This window comes from Rummeliibacillus pycnus, assembly GCF_044359855.1.
In the GTDB taxonomy this organism is placed as follows: domain Bacteria; phylum Bacillota; class Bacilli; order Bacillales_A; family Planococcaceae; genus Rummeliibacillus; species Rummeliibacillus pycnus_A.
Genome location: NZ_CP132291.1, coordinates 1,530,749 through 1,549,103, shown reverse-complemented (window position 1 = coordinate 1,549,103; position 18,355 = coordinate 1,530,749). Strand labels below are relative to the sequence as shown.

Here is an 18,355-nt window from a genome sequence, read left to right as displayed (position 1 = left end):
GGCTACGACATTGGAAAATTTACAATCAGTGGAACAATACAATGCATTAAAAGAACAAGGAAAACATGTCTTCTTATTTACAGCTGGATGGTGCCCAGATTGCCATTTTATCGAACCGTTTATGCCTGAAGTAGAAGAAAAATATAGTGAATACACATTTATTTCTGTAGATCGTGATCAATTCATTGATTTATGTGGAGAACTTGATGTTTATGGAATACCAAGTTTTGTTGCATATAACAAAGGTGAAGAAACTGGTCGCTTTATTTCCAAAGATCGCAAAACACAAGAAGAAATTGAAACATTTTTACAAGCTCAATAAGTTGCAATTAAAGGAGTGAGTCACCAGATGACAGCACAAGAATTGGTCGTTATTTTAAAAGAGCGTCTAGGCAAAGCTCACTTTGAATGGAAGCTAGATTCTAAAACAAATAAATTACGGTTAGAGCATCTTGAAACTGGGAAAGGTATGGATCTTTTTTTAGGAGATGTACTGACAAAATATGATACGCGTAAAGAAAAGGCAATCGATGAAGTGGTATATACGATTGAACAAACCTTTGATGCCATGAAAAAGGAAAAAGAACAAGGTTTTCAGGAATTAATGAATATATACCCTGTTATACGTTCAGGTTCTTTTCCGAAAAAGTCAAAAGAGGGACATGCCTTTATCACAACAGAGCATACTGCTGAAACACGTATTTACTACGCATTAGATCTTGGCAATACGTACCGATTAATCGATGAAGATATGGTTAACAAGCTACAGATACCGGCTGAACAGATTAAAGAATCTGCCCGATTCCAAGTGCGTAATTTACCAACAAATGTAAAGAGAGATGAAGTAGCAGGTAATTTCTTTTACTTTTTAAATGAAAATGATGGCTATGACGCAAGTCGAATTTTAAATGATGCCTTTTTAAAAGAAATGCGTGGTAAAATTGAAGGTGAAATGACCGTTTCGGTACCTCATCAAGATGTACTGATTATCGGTGACATTCGCAATAATACAGGTTATGATGTATTAGCTCAAATGACTATGCACTTCTTTACTGTAGGAGCAGTGCCAATTACATCGCTGTCCTTTGTTTATGAAGAAGGTCGTTTAGAGCCCATCTTTATCTTAGCGAAAAACAGAGTAAAAAAGGAGCAAGAAAAACAATGATCGTATCGTACAACAAAGCGCATGTAGGTGACGTTCTACTCGTCCAATTAGCTACAGAAGCGATTGTCAAAACGGAATTAGAAAGACATGGAGATTTAGTATTACTTAAAGAGGGCGCAACAGGTGAAGTGAAAGGTTTTAACCTTTTTAATGCCAGCCATTATCTAGCGATTGAAGAAGTAGGAAACATTGAAGTAACAAAAGAACTTGTTGCAAAATTAGAAGAAGTAATTGCAAAAAGCGGTGCAACTGTAAGCTTAGACGTTGATTTATCACCTAAATTTGTAGTGGGATTTGTTAAAGAAGTTGGAGAACATCCAAATGCTGACAAACTACATATTTGTAAAGTTGATGTCGGCGAGGATCAACCATTACAAATTGTATGTGGTGCTCCAAATGTTGCAGAAGGACAACATGTAGTTGTTGCAAAAATTGGGGCAGTAATGCCATCAGGTATGGTAATCAAAGAATCTGCATTACGTGGCGTTGATTCTTACGGTATGTTGTGTTCAGCACGTGAATTAGCTATCCAAAACGCTCCTCAAGTTAAAGGGATTATGATTTTAGATGATAATGCAGAAGTAGGTTCAGCATTCAAATTCTAATAAAAATAAAATAATGTTATTAACAGAAGTGCCTTCCTCTTAAATGGAGTAAGGCACTTTTGTGCTTTTCAAAAAATTCTATAACAGTTTTTCTAATCTATACTATTTGTTAGGGTGTTCGCACAATCTAGTATAGAGTTGTAGAAAAGTGGAGGTGAATGCTCTGACACTCCTGCCGAAAAACTGGCAGCTGAGACCATGCAGTGAAAGGATTTTTGCGACGAGTAATCGCAGGAGCATCGCTATCTAGGCGACTGAAAAAGTCAAAATGCATGAATTTTTAATAATAAAATTTTGTGATGGAATTATTGTAGGAGTGGAATCAGCGAAGACTCCTGCAGGAAAAAGCCAGAGACCCCGAAGTGAGGAGGCTCTTCGGTTCGCCTTCGGAAATTGAAGCTGATTCCACTTCCCAAAATATTTTACATAAAATTAATATTTCAAAATAGGGAAAAATCACCGCAGATTTTTTCGAATAAACAAATTCCAAGTAAAAAAATAAGGATATCTGACTGAATCGTTTCAAACGCATTGCATGAGAGCCTTTATTACTGCTAAAATGAAGGCAATGATTTAGAAAAGAGTGGTGCATAATATGAGTTGGTTCAAAAAAATTGTCTCTCGAGTTTTAGGAGACGAGATCGAAGAAACATCAATAAAGAATAATGATAATAACAATATTAACGACGAACAACTATATAAATCATTTGATCAATATGAAAATAACTACGAGTATGAAGAAGAAACACCATATATAGAAAATGATTATCAACAACAACCTAGACAACAAGTGCAAAGTACTGAACCCAATTTTATACGTAGAAGAGAATCATTTAATTTCCCAATGATTCCTGATGAAAATAATAGAACATTTCAAGGTGCAAGACCTACTGAATCATCTAGTAAGCAAATCCAAAATAGAAAAGTAGAATTACCTGATTGGATGCAACCAGAAGAACTAGCTCGTCCTGTTCAAAAACAACAAGCAACCCAAGCTCAGTATCAGGAACCGCGAAAACCTACAAACCAGCGACCAGAACAGTATTCACCATTTACTCGTGAACCACGTGGCTTAAGAGGAGTAGTCGAAAAGACAAGTAGGGAAAACTATAATCCATTTAACCCTAGTGGAATCAAAAATTCAAAACCTCAAAGAAAAGAAAAGATACCAGAAAAGATACCAGAAAAGAAACCAGAAAAGAAACCGCAAAATCTAGTTGTTGAAGAACTGGTAAAACAATCATATACACCACAGAAGAAAAAATTTGTGCCGACAGATGTCCCTTCACCAATTTATGGCTTCCAAAAACGACCTAAACGTGAAAGTAATATATATGATTTGTTAGATGAAAAAGAGAATGGGAAAGAGCAAAGTAGTGAACAAAAAAGTCAAGAAAAAGCTGCTTTAGAAGAGGTAGCTGCTACAACACTACAACTAGAAAAGATTGAAGAGCCATCTACAAATTCAACAAGTTTGTTAAATACTTCACCATCAACAAGTGAGAGCGTACCTAAAGTAGAAGAAGACACTCTTATTTCTGGACAAGATTATGAGAGCATAAGTGAACAAATTAAGGAATTTGAAGTGGACAAAGATATACAAATAGAAGAGAACAAAGGACAGGTTCAAAATGTCGAAGTTCAACATATAGTTGAAGAAACAGCTGAAACTCATCTTCCGTCTCAAACTTCTATTGAAGAAAGCGTTATCGAGGAAGAGCCATTAGATACGTTGACACCATCTTCACTTATTGAGCAAAGCAATGTAGAAGAAAAAGTTGAAATTGCAAACTTTATTTCAAAAACTATTGAAACAGAAAAAGAGAATGAAATTTTCAAAGAAAATATAACTAAAACAATTTCTGAAGAAGAAAAAATTGAAGTACAAGTTGCAACGATTGAAAAGAAATTACCTTTAGAAACAGACTTCTTAGTAGATCATGATAATGATCATTCACTAGAAGGACTGACAGAAGATGATGCAACAATTGCAGATATTGAAAAAGAAACAGGGAACGAAGTTGAAAATGCAGAAATAGAAAAGCAAGAAGAACCTATAACAACTGGTAGCAGAGTACCTTTTAATGTCGTCATGCTTAAATCAGATAAGAAAAAAATGGAGCAATCTATTCCTCAAGCTATCCCATTACCTGGTGCAAAATCTTGGGGAGCATCTTATGCAAAGCCTGTTTCTAGTGCTTCAGCAAAAGTAGAGGACCGTACTTCAAATGATCAAGATACAGAGTCGGACGTTGCAGATCAAGGTTTTATTGAGAATGTGATTTCAAAAGCTGATTCAGCAGTTACCATGATGGAAATACCTTCAATGCAAAGGGAGTCAGAAGAACACAAAGAATCCGTACAAATTCAAGATGCTTTAGTTCAACAAAGTAATATAATAGAAGAACAAGAGCCACCAGCTATAAATGAACACCTTGAAGAAGCTCTTTCTTACCTTGAATCTCCTGAAGAACAAACAGAGGACTTTGAGTGGATGGATGCTCAAGGAGAAAAGCTGATTGAAGCATTATCTTATTTCCAAATTGAAGGGGAAATTGTACAAATCGTTCAAGGGCCAGCAGTAACCCAATTTGAGATCACTGTTGGACACGGGGTTAAGGTAAGTAAAATACGAAACTTAGCTGATGACTTAAAATTAGCACTTGCTGCAAAAGACATTCGTATTCAAGCACCAATTCCAGGGAAAAGTTCAATCGGTATTGAGATACCAAATCGTACTTCTCGACCTGTCAGACTTTCAGAAGTGGTGACCAGTGAATCTTTTGTTGATTCCAAATCGCCTCTTGAAGCGGCATTAGGTTTAGACTTAACTGGGGAACCTGTTACTATTGATTTACGTAAAATGCCACATGGAATGATTGCTGGAGCTACTGGTTCAGGAAAATCTGTGTGTATAAATTCACTTTTAATTAGTTTACTCTTGAAAGCTAGTCCGCAAGATGTAAAATTGATGTTAATCGATCCGAAAATGGTGGAACTTGCACCTTTCAATCATATTCCACATCTAGTAAGTCCGGTTATTACAGATGTCAAGGCAGCGACTGCTGCACTTAAATGGGCTGTAGAAGAAATGGATCGTCGTTATCAGCTGTTTGCTCATGTGGGTGCACGTGATATTACACGCTACAATAAAATGGTAGAAAAGGATCGTAAATTCTCTTTGAAAATGCCTTATCTTGTAATTGTGATAGATGAATTAGCAGATTTAATGATGATGTCTCCACAAGAAGTAGAAGAGTCTATTTGCCGTATTGCACAAAAAGCTCGTGCTTGTGGTATTCATCTTGTATTAGCAACACAACGTCCTTCTGTTGATGTTATTACTGGTCTGATTAAATCTAATATCCCAACACGAATTGCATTCTCTGTATCATCAAATGTGGATTCTCGTACGATTTTAGATAGTCAAGGTGCTGAACGATTATTAGGTAGAGGAGATATGCTATATTTAGGTAATGGTATGTCTGCACCAGTTCGCGTACAAGGTACTTACGTCACAGATGAGGAAATTGAAGCTGTGACAAACTTTGTTCGCACACTAGGTGAACCTGATTATATTTTTGAACAAGAAGAGCTACTCAAAAAAGTAGATTCAATTGAAGATCAAGATGAACTGTTCGAAGAAGCTTGCCGTTTTATTTGTAGTGAAGGATCAGTATCAGCATCATCTCTTCAACGAAAATATCGTATTGGTTATAATAGAGCAGCTAGATTAGTGGATATGATGGAGGCTCAAGGCTTTATCTCAGAATCTAAAGGAACAAAGCCAAGAGACGTATTTTTAACAGAACCTGATATAAATGAAATATTCGGTTCTAACCACGCATAAATTTTATGGATTTAAGCATATTTTCTCTAATTTAAGTAGAAAATAATAAGGAATTAGTGTTTATTTTTGAACAGCGGAAAATCGTGCTATAATGGTAGATGTTTTAATTTAGAATATATAAAATTGGACTTACTATATTCATATTTTTGAAAACAAAGGTAAGTTTTATAGGTTAGAGTAAACCAATCAATGGATGATAGTGACTATTGATAAAGTCTATTGACAACTCAAAAACTTGAGGAACAAGAGGGTTTTGCTTGATTGGAAGAGCTTTTAAGGCTAATCTAACCAAGAAGCCACCGTTTTACGGTGAGCAGTTCATAGATTTGATTATTCAAGGGTTAGGAAACTTTCCCGGGAGGTTTCAACATGACAGTTTATCATTTTACAGGTATTAAAGGTTCAGGAATGAGCTCACTTGCTCAAATCCTATTTGATTCAGGAGAACAAGTGCAAGGCTCAGATATAGAAACGTATTTTTTCACTGAAGAACCACTTAGGAAACGTAACATTACAATTTTGCCATTTAATGAAGATAATATTAAACCAGGTATGACTGTTATTGCAGGAAATGCTTTTCCTGACAGCCATCCAGAAATTGTGCGCGCTAAAGAATTAGGTGTTGAAGTAATTCGTTATCACGAATTCTTAGGTAGCTATTTAGAGAAATTTACATCAGTAGCTATTACAGGTGCTCATGGTAAGACTTCAACTACGGGCTTAATGGCACATGTATTAGAGGGTGCTAGTCCAACATCATTTTTAATTGGGGATGGAACAGGTGGCGGTGCTAAAAACGCACAAAATCTTGTTATGGAAGCTTGCGAATATCGTCGCCATTTCCTTGCCTATCATCCAGACTATGCAGTTATGACAAATATTGATTTTGATCATCCCGATTATTACAAAGACGTAGAGGATGTCTTTGACGCATTCCAATCAATGGCACTTCAAGTGAAGAAAGCTATTGTTGCATGTGGTGATGATGAACAATTACAAAAAATTAAAGCGAATGTTCCGGTTGTATATTATGGTTTCGGATCTGAAAATGATTTCGAAGCTCGTAATGTAGAAAAAACGACAAAAGGTACTTCTTTTGAAGTTTATGTTCGTAACGAGTTTTATAGCAAATTCTTTATCCCAATGTTCGGTGACCATAATGTGTTAAATACTTTAGCTGTTATCTCACTTTGTCACTATGAAGGACTTCCGGCAGATCTAATTCAAGAACGCCTTCATACTTATCATGGAGTAAAACGTCGCTTTACAGAAACAGATTTTGGTGAACGTACATTAATCGATGACTATGCACATCACCCGACCGAAATTAGCGCAACGATTCAATCTGCACGTCAAAAATATCCAGATCGTGAACTTGTTGCTATTTTCCAACCACATACTTTCACTCGCACGCAAGCATTCCTACAAAACTTTGCGAATAGCTTAAGTCAAGCTGATTGTGTATATTTATGTGACATTTTCGGATCTGCACGTGAAAAAACTGGGGCATTATCAATCAATGATTTAGCTGATCTAATCGAAGACTGCAATTTATTAACAATGGATTGTGTACCAGAATTATTAGAACATAAAAATTCCGTATTCTTATTTATGGGTGCAGGAGATATTCACAAATTTCAAGAAGCATTTGAGGAATTATTAAAAGAAAAGTAGAATGACAGAGTTCATGTATTAGATATGTTAAAATGAAACTGCGGAAAACGGTATAGTTTGTTTTCCGTAGTTTTTTATAACCGGGGTTAATCTTTATTTTGTTACAGGTAACAGATTTTGTCCGAAAATTTTTGCATAATTGATTCATTTGAGCATACATAATATAGTTGTAATGAACTAGATATTTTAAAAGTAAAAAAAATTGTTTATTCAAGCTGAATGAATGGGATAATATTTCTATGGCAGGATATAGAAAAAATTTGTAGAATGTAATTAGGTAAGTGATGTTTAAATACACTTATTTTGTGGAAAAATCCATATATAGAGAATGGGGGGTATTAAAATGATCGTTATTCTATACATTGCAGCATTAGTAGCCGCAATTGGTTTTCTAGTGCTATGTGTAAGTTTAGCAATGACATTGAATTCGTTGAAAAAGACAATGAATAATGTTGCAAATACAATGGCTGGTATTGAAGGCCAAATGGAAGGAATCACTCGAGAATCTACAAGCCTATTAGAAAAGACAAATATGCTTGCTGAAGATATTCAAGAAAAATCTCAACAATTGAACTCAGTAGTTAATGCTGTTAAAGGTTTTGGGGATTCTGTTAGTGGTTTAAGCGATTCAGTGAAAAACGTAACTTCATCTATTAACACGAATGTAACAAAAAACAGCGATCAAATCGCTCAAGTAATCCAATGGGGAAATGCCTTTATCGGAATTCGTGAAAAGATAAAAAAACAAAAACCCGTTGAAAATGAAACGATTTATGAAGATGCACCAAAGACAAGAAAGCGCAAATAATAAGGGGGTATAAGTAGTATGGTAGAGCAAAAACCGAATTACAGTGAAGTAAGAAACGTAGGCTATGAAGAAAATGGTCAAACTTATTTACCGCAAACATATGAAAGACGTTCTGAATCTTTATATACGAATGATGATGGAAGCGTTAATATAAAAGATTTTATCATTGGTGCTTTTGTTGGGGGCGTAGTTGGTGCTGCAACTGCACTATTTTTGGCTCCTAAAGCAGGGAAAGAGTTACGCACTGATGTAGCTGTTCAAGCAAGTCAATTTAAAGAGAAAAGTGCTGGATTTACTAATTCAGCCAAAGAAAAAACAGTGGAACTTTCTAAAATGGTACAAGCACAATCTGGCCAATTAGTCGGTAAAGTAAAATCTTTAAAATCAACTGCAACTCCACCATTTGATGATGGTACTGTTTCATATGAAGGTGAAGAACCTTTAGATATTATGGAAACGATGGAAAAAACAATTGCTGAATACGAAGCTGAAAACAAAGAACATACAACAGTCAGCGCTGCAATTGAAGAAGCTTTAACTGAAACAGCTGAAAAAGAAACAAAATAATAAAATGAAGCACTGCGGAAATTACTCTGCAGTGCTTTTTTGTAGTGTGTGAGTTACCGTCGCTGGAATAAGATGAATCTTGAGTTGATCCCCGCCAAAGATTTCTTCATCAAATTGAGAAGGTTCATCATTTCGCAATACTTCAAAGGTTCCTTTGAAATTGGTAGGTAATTGCCAATTTGAATAGCGGAAGACATCTTGATAAATCCAATTAGAAGATTCAGATGGTAAAAAATGAATTGTATCTCCACTACGAATATCGGTCATTATATTCGCAGGTTGCCCGTTTACTAATATTTCGAAGCACTTTTTTTTCAACTCTAATTGTTCATCTTGGAATGTAACGAAAATACGATTTTCTATTAGCATATTCAAGTGTTCAGCTATATCAAGCACAGTTGGATTACTCTTATCTTGAATACGAATATGATCTCCATCTTGTATTTGGAAATAGGATTTCACAGGTTGATTGTTTATAAGAATAACATTATTAAAACTTGGTAATTGTAAAGTCTTACCATCAATAGAGATGGTAAATGGGCGAAGTTGATTTAATAGAGCTTCTTTCTCTATCCAATTTAAAATTTGTTCAACAGTCGTAGCTGTTTCTATTGTTAATACATCACCATCTTGAAGCGTTGTTTTCATTTCAGCAGGTTGTCCATTTAATGTAAAACTTGGCTCGATTGAAAATGGCTGATTATCCACGTATACGGTACGTTTTTCGTTAAATTCAATCATGTCTTGAATGGTTGCCTTGGCAGGTTCACCATTAATCCCTTCGATCAGTTCGATTACATCATTATTTTGAATAGGGTGTTTGGTTGTTGTTTTTTCACCGTTTACAAAAATCTCTGTAGGGCTACCGTGTCCACCTGGTACGAAGATATCTTGTCCGTTCACTTTTATGCACATAGCCAATCCTGGTTTTCCATATAATCTATTAATGCTAACATTTGCCGCTAATAGTGCATCTGCAACAGTCATTTCTTTTAATTCGAATAGACGGATGATTTGATTATTTACTTTTACAGACATATATTTAATCGGTGAACTTTTCGCGGAAATTGCAATGCCAATAGGTGTTACAAGCTCAGGTGAAGCTGGAACATGATCTTCCCGAGTTAGTTTTTGGATGGCATCAATACCTCGAACGCCAACACGATTATTGGGAATTTCAAGAACTTTACATAATTCATCTGTGATTTCTGGTGTTAAACTTCCTCCACCTACAAGTAATACTGCTTTTGGAGCTACATTGCTATTAAGACGGAGAATTTCATTACCAATCGCAGCTGCAAGGGATGTGACTGCAGGACGTAAAGTATCCATTATTTCATTTTTTGAGTAAAGTTGCTCAAAACCTAAAATGTCTGAAATCATAATCTCATCATATTTGGACATATCACGTTTTACTTTTTCAGCAACAGGGAAGTCTAACAAGTAATGATCACTTAATGCCTCTGTAATTTCATCTCCAGCAGTTGGCACCATTCCATATGCTGTAACTGTGCCTCTATTTGTAATGGCAATATCGGATGTTCCAGCACCAATATCAACGAGTGCAATATTTAAACGTCGCATTGTTGTAGGAATTAAAGCATTAATTGCTGCGATTGGTTCTAAAGTTAATCCTTCCATTTCCAAATCTGCACGTTTTAAGGCTGCTAGCAGTGATTCTACGACGACTCTCGGCAAGAATGTAGCAATTACCTCTACTTCTGCTGACTCGCCTTGCTGATCCATTAAATTACCAATTTCTTCACTATCTAATCTGTAGTATAAAACAGAATAACCAACGCAATAATAATGACTACCGTTATTATTTTCTTTATGGTCAAGTAATTGTTGTTGCGCCTTTTGTACGGCTGCTAATTCTAAGCGGCTGATATCATCTTCTGTCATAGCGGGACGATTTTTAATATCTAGAGTGACCGATGCTTGTTCGGTTTTTAATGCTCGTCCTGCAGCTGCTACACTTACTGAGCGAAGTGGGCCATGTTTTTCCTCTAATTGTTCTTTAATATGTTGGATGACTGTTGCAACATGTATTACATTATGTATTTGGCCATCTACCATGGCACGTTCTTTGTGTTCCTCTGCGATTAAATCGACTACATGGAAACTGTTATCTTGTTCTTCTAAAATAATACCAACGACAGAACGTGTTCCAATGTCTAATGCAAAAAGCTTTGAAGCCACATTTACACAACCTTTCTAGCATAAAATAAGTATACGAACTTTATCGCGTTGAAGCGCTAAAGAAAAAATGCGTGACATTCTTAGTTGAATTGATTATAATGTTCCTAATATCATAAAATGTATCATAGTTTTCAGACTTCTGAAAGTACCTGATACGAGGAAGAGAGGAGAAACGGCAATGAGTCATCAAAATTTAGATCACTTACGTGACAGCGTGGATGAATTAAACCTTGAAATTTTACGTTTAATCAATGAACGTGCTGAAGTAGTACAAGAAATTGGGAAAGTTAAAGAGAAACAAGGTGTAAACCGTTATGACCCTCTTCGTGAGAGACATATGTTGAATCTATTGAAAGAGCATCATCAAGGTCCGTTAAGTCAAGGTACAATTGAACATATTTTTAAAGAGATTTTCAAATCAGCCTTAAAACTACAAGAAACAAATCATAAAAAAGAACTATTAGTATCGCGTAAACGTAAACCAGAGGATACGATTGTTACAGTAAACGGTGAACCAATCGGAAAGGGAAAACCTTCATTTGTCTTTGGTCCATGTGCTGTAGAGTCTTATGAACAAACTGCTGCTGTTGCAGAATCTATTCAAGCAAAAGGCTTAAAATTAATGCGTGGGGGAGCTTATAAACCTCGTACTTCACCATATGATTTCCAAGGTCTAGGTCTTGAAGGGTTGAAGATTCTTAAAGAAGTTGGTCAAAAATACGGATTAGGTATTGTTTCTGAAATCGTTACACCAGCTCACTTAGAAGAAGCCTTAGATTACATTGATGTAATTCAAATCGGTGCACGTAATATGCAAAACTTTGAGTTGTTAAAAGCAGCGGGTGCAACAAAAAAACCAGTGCTTTTAAAACGTGGTATTGCTGCAACAATTGATGAATTTATCAATGCGGCTGAATACATTATTTCTAAGGGGAATGACCAAATTATCCTTTGTGAACGTGGTATCCGTACTTATGAGAAAGCAACACGTAATACATTAGATATTTCCGCTGTTCCAGTTTTAAAACAAGAAACACATTTACCAGTCTTTGTGGACGTAACCCACTCAACTGGTCGTCGTGATTTACTACTACCTTGTGCCAAAGCGGCTATCGCAATTGGTGCTGATGGTGTTATGGCAGAAGTTCATCCAGATCCAGCAGTTGCATTATCTGATGCTCAACAACAAATGAGTATTCCACAATTTGATGATTTTTATGACCAAATTCAAAATTTCATGAAAAATTATCAAGTACAAGCATAAATTTATTATGTGACGATTCAAATTACTAGAATCGTCACTTTTATTTTCTTGAAAATCGCTTCCAATTTATCGTATCATTAAAATAAGATACGAAAAGGGGTGTCATCAAGTGACCGTAACAATTTATGATGTTGCACGAGAAGCGAATGTTTCAATGGCAACGGTTTCTCGTGTTGTGAATGGAAATCCGAACGTTAAACCAACTACAAGAAAAAAAGTGCTCGATGTTATTGCACGATTAGAGTACAGACCTAATGCGGTCGCTCGTGGCTTAGCAAGTAAAAAGACGACAACTGTTGGCGTTATTATTCCGGATATTTCAAATATTTTCTACGCGGAATTAGCTCGTGGTATTGAAGATGTTGCGACAATGTATCGCTATAACATCATTCTTTCAAACTCTGACCAACGAGAAGAAAAAGAATTGCAATTATTAGACAATATGTATGGAAAACAAGTTGATGGTATCGTGATGATGAGTGATCAGGTAACTGATGAGTTACAAAATAAAATGAGCCATTCACCTGTTCCAATCGTTTTGGCAGGATCTATCGATGAATCAAAGTCAGTGCCTTCTGTTAATATTGACTATTTACAAGCTGCGTATGAAGCTGTTAAGCGATTTATCGATAATGGACATAAACGCATAGCATATGTGTCTGGACCATTTACATCTACTATTAATAAGAAATATAAATTTGAGGGCTATAAAAAAGCATTAGAAGAAGCTGGTATTGAAGTAGATGACGATTTAGTCATTGCCTCTGAGGATTCATATGATAGTGGTTTAGAGGATTTTAATACTTTAAGTAGTCTACAAGATCCACCAACTGCATTTTTTGTAGGAAGTGATGAATTAGCAATCGGTATTATTCATGGTGCACAAGATTTGGGCAAAAAAGTTCCAGATGATTATGAAATAATTAGTTTTGAAAATTCAAAATTGGCTCGTATGGTTCGTCCTCAATTAACAAGTGTTGTACTACCACTTTATGATATCGGTGCAGTGTCAATGCGATTACTAACGAAATATATGAACAAAGAGCACGTAGACGAAGCGGATTTCATTTTGCCTCACCGCATTGAAGACAGAAATTCAACGAAATAACAAAAAAGGCTGTTTCATTTTCTATTTAATAATAGAGAAAGAAACAGGCCTTTTTTTATTTTGCTAATTTATAGTGGTAAAGGTGTGGAACCAGATTAATTAAAGTTTAGGTATCTCAAATATATACTACATCTATAAGTTCAAATTTTTCCATTTTAAAGTTTTTTCGTAAAGCATATTATACGATTCGCCTCTGTGAATCCCAATTTTAAGTGCATGGATAGACTTTCTTCATTATGTAATTCACAGTCACTTGCAAATTCCATACATCCTTTTCGTTTTGCCCAATGTTCACAGTGAGTTACTAGTAATCTTGCATAGCCTTGTTGGCGAAATAATTCTTTAACAAAAAGTCCTTCTAAGTAACCAACTGGATTAGATTCAGTTCCCTCGACATAATCCCTTCGTAATTGACATTGTGCAAAGCCAATCGCCTCATCGTTATAGTAAGCCAAAAAAATTGCTACATCTTCAGAAGAAATATACCCTTGCATATCGTGTGTAAATTCCTCTATAGAATGACCTGGCCAAAGTAGTAATGCTAATTCTGCAGCAATTGTGGCTTCCTTTAGTGTTGACTGTTTGAGCATATAATCGCCTCTATTAATATAATTTATAAAAACTAGTTGAAATGACTACCTAGTTAGCGTGACTAGTTAGATTTGCTTTTTTCGGATCGGATTTGATATAACGCTTTTTCGAGAACTTGATGGTTTTTTTCCGTGATTTCAGCTTTACGAGGTATAGGCTCATAAAGGTTATCGGGGTCCATCCAAGTAGGAATCAGGTTTACAGGTGATTCTTTTTGCCATTTATCAATCCAAATTTGAGGAAGTTCACCTGTTGGCAATGGTTGATCTGTCATTTCTGTCCATATTAGTGACCATGCACGAGGTACTACTCTCCAAATATCATAGCCTCCGCCTCCAACTGCAATCCATTTGCCATCACAAAATTCATGAGCCAGCTCATGAGCCAGTTTAGGAATTTCCTTATAAATATTCATCGTTCCATAAAGATGCGTTAAGGGATCAAAATAATGAGCATCAGCACCATTTTGAGATAGAATGACATCAGGTTTAAAGAAAGCTGTAATTTCACGTAATGCAGTTCTATAGACATCTAAAAAGGATTCGTCTTCTGTGAAGGCGTCAATTGGAAAATTAAAAGATGTTCCATAACCTTGTCCACTACCTCTTTCTGTAACAGCTCCAGTTCCAGGAAATAGATAACGACCTGTTTCATGAATCGAGACAGTGCAAACGTTTGGATCGTCATAAAAACTCCATTGTACACCATCACCATGATGAGCATCTGTATCAATATATAGAACACGTGCATTATATTTCTTCTGCATATATTTAATTGCTACAGTACTATCATTATAAATACAAAATCCAGACGCTCGACCTTTGAAGCCGTGATGGAGGCCTCCTCCGAGGTTCAATGCATGTTGTGACTTACCTTGCATGACATAATCACAAGCTGTGAGTGTACCACCGACAATCTTTGCACTCGCTTCATGCATATTGGGGAATATTGGAGTATCTTCAGTTCCGATTCCAAAAGCCTCACCTTGTTTAGGAGTAAGTTCGCCATGTCCCGCCATTTTAACAGCCTCTATGTAACGAAGATCATGCCCAAGAAGAAGTTCTTCCAAGGTCGCAGTACGAGGCTTGATAATATCATCTTCGACTAGTGCCTTAATACTTTCAAGAAGGTCTACTGTTAATTGAAGCCTTTTTTGGTTAAATGGGTGCGTATCAGAAAATTTATAGTCTAATTGATCAGTTGAATAAACAAAAATCGCTTTTTTTATTGGCGATTGATGCCCGGCATATTTGGCCATAGCACATCAAATCCTTCCTTGCGTAAATCATCAATGATTGGTAGAGGATTCATGATTGTTACACGAATTGATAGAATCTTTTGTTTCTCATCTTGTGTATCAGGATAAACTAACACACTTAAAATACTTGCATGATGGTTTGTGAAAATTTGGGCAATTTCATGAAGTGTACCAATTTTATCGCAAACTCGGATCTCAATTTGAGAACTAGGTTTTGTGGCACCTGTAATTTCAATGTATGTATACAATAAATCGGTTCCTGTAATTATACCGACTAACTGTCCGCCACTTACGATAGGCATGCAACCAATGCGGTGTTCATATAAAATTAATGCTACTTCTTCGATAAAATCAAGTGGATGTCCTACAATTGGTTGAGAAATCATCACGGTTTCTAATGTTTGTTCGTATATACTTTCATCTTTATTTTTTAAAAGAGAGGAGGGGAGTGCATTTTTTAGATCTCTTTCTGTAATAAGTCCCACTAATTTGTTATGATTATCAGTTATTGGTAAATGTCGAATTTTATGCTCTTTCATAATTTTGACCGCATCTTTTATCGTATGAGATGGCTGCAATGTAATAACATTGGTATTCATTATTTCTTCAACTAACATCATATCACCCCTTCTTTAATAATCAGTACATATAACGATTCATAAAACGTAATTGATCAAACTTTTCAATTGAATCTTGATTGACTCGCCTTCCGATTCTTACCATTAAACAGTTAGCGGGATGAGAGGAAATCTCAGGATCATCCGTTGCTGCCACTTCTAATCCGCCTGCTTGCATCATTTTCTCCATAACTTTACGATATTCCCATACATTAAGACCCGTTCTTTTTAGATCCCAATGCCAGTAATATTCTGTTGTGATTACAATGTAATCATCCATCGCATCGTCCATCATTGATACTTGCAGTATGCTTTTCCCGACTCCAGTTCCACGGAATTCAGGTGCGACTTCAATTGCTCCTAATTCTATTAAGTTATCCATTTTCCCCTCTGACCAACGTTCAAGAGGATCTGGATAAAGAAAAGTTGCATATGCAATAATTGTTTGATCTAAACGAGCAATAATCATTCGACCTTCAGGAAGTTTCGAAATTTCTACGATTGCAGCAAATTGTTGTTCAGGTATCCGGAAAGCCGTCAAACCGTCATGAAACTTAAGCTTTTGAAGGTTTTCAGTAGCAATAGGACCTTCCACAACAATCGTTCCGAGAGAAGATTCTATTTTCTTTGAATAATATGTTCGAAGATGTTCCATACACTCACCCCCTCGCTTTTCTTTTTTAATTTATTATACATGAGTAAAGTAGAAAAAAACCTCATAAATGAGAAATTTATGTGTATTTATACTGTCGATAAAATTATTAAAATTCTCTAAAAATTTTTGTTATACAATAGGGTAGAACTGTTATATAATAGGTGGTAGTAGTTGAAATAAGGGGGTATTGATATTGAGGATTGAACCGTTACTGGTAACAAAAGGTGAATATCAATTACATGACTATGACGAAGTGAAAGAAACATTTGATTGGAAGGAAACAGAACAAGCATTTAGTTGGTCTCATACAGGTCTGGTCAATATGGGTTATGAAGCAGTAGACCGACACGCTGAATCTGAACTAAGAAACAAAGTTGCTCTTTACTTTGAAGATGGGACAAGAACAGAATCTTATACTTTTCAGGACGTAAAGGAATGGACAAATAAAGCTGCTAATGTATTTCAACAAGCAGGTTTAGAAAAAGGGGACCGTCTTTTTGTCTTTATGCCTCGCTCACCAGAATTATATTTTTCAATAATAGGTAGTATTAAAAAAGGAATTATTGCTGGCCCACTCTTTGAAGCCTTTATGGAAGGTGCTGTATATGATCGTTTAAGTGATAGTGGTGCAAGTGCGTTAGTGACAACACCATCTTTATTAAAACGAGTACCGCTTGATCGTCTTCCTCTACTAAAGACCGTATTTCTTGTAGGCGAAAACATTGAAGAAACCGAACAGATCAAGGATCTTCAAAAGCTTTTAATAGAGGCTTCAGTTGAAACTGAAATTGAATGGGTTGACCGTGAAGATGGTATGGTACTCCATTATACATCTGGTTCTACTGGAAAACCTAAAGGGGTCTTGCATGTACACAATGCAATGCTTCAACAATATCAAACAGCAAAATGGGTGCTTGATTTAAGAGAAGATGATATTTACTGGTGTACAGCAGATCCTGGTTGGGTTACTGGAACAGCATATGGCATTTTTGGTCCATGGTTAGTTGGAACTACAGTTGTAGTTATAGGAGGTCGTTTTTCACCTCAATCATGGTATAAGGCTTTACAAAATTATGGAGTTACAGTTTGGTATAGTGCGCCTACTGCGTTTCGTATGTTAATGGGTGCTGGTGATGATATTCTTAAAGACTATGATTTATCTGCTTTACGTCACGTTGTATCAGTTGGTGAACCGCTAAATCCAGAAGTTGTTAAATGGGGATATCAAGTACTTCATCATCGTATTCATGATACTTGGTGGATGACTGAAACTGGTGCCCAAATGATTTGTAATTACCCTTCAATGGAAATTAAACCGGGCTCGATGGGTAAACCAATCCCAGGTATTGAAGCGGCAATCGTAGATGACCAAGGGAATGAACTACCACCATTTACAATGGGGAATTTAGCGTTTAGAAAAGGGTGGCCATCAATGATGCGTCAAATTTGGAATAATCCCGCTCGCTATGAATCTTATTTCTTAGCAGGAGAATGGTATGTTTCAGGTGATTCTGCTTATATGGATGATAATGGCTACTTTTGGTTCCAAGGACGTATAGATGATATTATCATGACAGCTGGAGAACGAGTTGGCCCATTTGAAGTGGAAAGTAAATTACTGGAACATCCATTAATTCTTGAAGCTGGTGTAATTGGTAAACCAGATCCTGTACGTGGAGAAATTATTAAAGCATTTATTGCATTAATAGAAGGTATTGAACCATCTGTTGAACTGGAAGAAGAGATTAAACAATTTGTCAAAACAGGCTTAGCAGCACATGCAGCACCTCGTGAGATTGAATTTAAAGATAAATTACCTAAAACACGAAGTGGCAAAATTATGCGCCGTGTTCTAAAAGCATGGGAACTTGATCTACCTACAGGTGATTTATCTACAATGGAAGATTAATAGTATTTTAAGAGTCTAATATTGGACTAGCTATTGTTTGCGTGTAATGGGGATAAAAAATAAAGGGGTATATTTCTTATAA

At 36.0% G+C, this 18,355-nt stretch carries 15 protein-coding genes; 10 read left to right on the top strand and 5 right to left on the bottom strand.

Annotated elements, in window-relative coordinates:
- Window positions 1-10: 10 nt before the first annotated feature.
- The 7 genes from Q8X41_RS07595 to Q8X41_RS07565 all read left to right on the top strand — a co-directional run bounded on the left by Q8X41_RS07595 (window position 11) and on the right by Q8X41_RS07565 (window position 8,669).
- Window positions 11-322 (top strand): thioredoxin family protein, encoded by a 312-nt coding sequence (locus tag Q8X41_RS07595; RefSeq protein ID WP_397539648.1) that lies wholly within the window; start codon window positions 11-13, stop codon window positions 320-322.
- A 27-nt stretch (window positions 323-349) separates the two neighbouring features.
- On the top strand, window positions 350-1,165 hold the full coding sequence (locus Q8X41_RS07590; RefSeq protein ID WP_397539647.1) for a DUF1444 domain-containing protein: 816 nt from the start codon (window positions 350-352) through the stop codon (window positions 1,163-1,165).
- Window positions 1,162-1,770 carry a YtpR family tRNA-binding protein gene (gene ytpR, locus Q8X41_RS07585; protein WP_397539645.1) on the top strand — a complete coding sequence of 203 codons (609 nt, stop codon included), beginning with the start codon at window positions 1,162-1,164 and terminating at the stop codon, window positions 1,768-1,770. The genes Q8X41_RS07590 and ytpR overlap by 4 nt, the downstream gene beginning before the upstream one ends.
- 595 nt (window positions 1,771-2,365) lie before the next feature.
- Window positions 2,366-5,620: a DNA translocase FtsK gene (locus Q8X41_RS07580; protein ID WP_397539644.1), complete on the top strand. Its 3,255-nt coding sequence runs from the start codon at window positions 2,366-2,368 to the stop codon at window positions 5,618-5,620.
- 369 nt (window positions 5,621-5,989) lie between these two features.
- The gene (gene murC, locus Q8X41_RS07575; RefSeq protein WP_397539643.1) at window positions 5,990-7,294 is read left to right on the top strand and encodes a UDP-N-acetylmuramate--L-alanine ligase; all 1,305 of its coding nucleotides are present in this window, start codon (window positions 5,990-5,992) and stop codon (window positions 7,292-7,294) included.
- 343 nt (window positions 7,295-7,637) lie between these two features.
- Window positions 7,638-8,102, top strand: coding sequence for a DUF948 domain-containing protein (locus tag Q8X41_RS07570; RefSeq protein WP_397539642.1), 465 nt, complete (start codon window positions 7,638-7,640; stop codon window positions 8,100-8,102).
- 18 nt (window positions 8,103-8,120) lie between these two features.
- Window positions 8,121-8,669 (top strand): YtxH domain-containing protein, encoded by a 549-nt coding sequence (locus tag Q8X41_RS07565; RefSeq protein ID WP_397539641.1) that lies wholly within the window; start codon window positions 8,121-8,123, stop codon window positions 8,667-8,669.
- Window positions 8,670-8,690: 21 nt separating this feature from the next.
- Here Q8X41_RS07565 and Q8X41_RS07560 read toward each other — a convergent pair whose 3' ends face one another.
- Entirely contained in the window at window positions 8,691-10,871 is a 2,181-nt protein-coding gene (locus Q8X41_RS07560) for a cell division protein FtsA (protein WP_397539640.1), read from the bottom strand.
- Between the two features lie 178 nt (window positions 10,872-11,049).
- On the opposite strand from Q8X41_RS07560, the gene Q8X41_RS07555 reads away from it, so the two are divergent.
- Together Q8X41_RS07555 and ccpA are read left to right on the top strand one after the other, a co-directional pair.
- A complete protein-coding gene (locus Q8X41_RS07555; protein ID WP_397539639.1) occupies window positions 11,050-12,135 on the top strand; it encodes a bifunctional 3-deoxy-7-phosphoheptulonate synthase/chorismate mutase in 1,086 nt (361 codons plus the stop codon).
- Window positions 12,136-12,244: 109 nt separating this feature from the next.
- Window positions 12,245-13,243, top strand: coding sequence for a catabolite control protein A (gene ccpA, locus Q8X41_RS07550; protein ID WP_397539638.1), 999 nt, complete (start codon window positions 12,245-12,247; stop codon window positions 13,241-13,243).
- Between the two features lie 155 nt (window positions 13,244-13,398).
- On the opposite strand, the gene aac(6') is transcribed toward ccpA, so the two are convergent.
- The 4 genes from aac(6') to Q8X41_RS07530 form a co-directional block, all read right to left on the bottom strand.
- Window positions 13,399-13,833, bottom strand: coding sequence for an aminoglycoside 6'-N-acetyltransferase (aac(6'), locus tag Q8X41_RS07545; RefSeq protein ID WP_397539637.1), 435 nt, complete (start codon window positions 13,831-13,833; stop codon window positions 13,399-13,401).
- A 62-nt stretch (window positions 13,834-13,895) separates the two neighbouring features.
- The gene (locus Q8X41_RS07540; RefSeq protein ID WP_397539636.1) at window positions 13,896-15,092 is read right to left on the bottom strand and encodes an acetoin utilization protein AcuC; all 1,197 of its coding nucleotides are present in this window, start codon (window positions 15,090-15,092) and stop codon (window positions 13,896-13,898) included.
- Complete coding sequence (locus tag Q8X41_RS07535) at window positions 15,059-15,709, bottom strand: acetoin utilization AcuB family protein (RefSeq protein ID WP_397540219.1); 651 nt, start codon at window positions 15,707-15,709, stop codon at window positions 15,059-15,061. The genes Q8X41_RS07540 and Q8X41_RS07535 overlap by 34 nt, the downstream gene beginning before the upstream one ends.
- Before the next feature lie 22 nt (window positions 15,710-15,731).
- Complete coding sequence (locus Q8X41_RS07530) at window positions 15,732-16,364, bottom strand: GNAT family N-acetyltransferase (RefSeq protein WP_397539635.1); 633 nt, start codon at window positions 16,362-16,364, stop codon at window positions 15,732-15,734.
- Window positions 16,365-16,557: 193 nt separating this feature from the next.
- Here Q8X41_RS07530 and acsA point away from each other — a divergent pair, with 193 nt between their 5' ends.
- Window positions 16,558-18,273: an acetate--CoA ligase gene (acsA, locus tag Q8X41_RS07525; RefSeq protein WP_397539634.1), complete on the top strand. Its 1,716-nt coding sequence runs from the start codon at window positions 16,558-16,560 to the stop codon at window positions 18,271-18,273.
- Window positions 18,274-18,355: the final 82 nt, after the last annotated feature.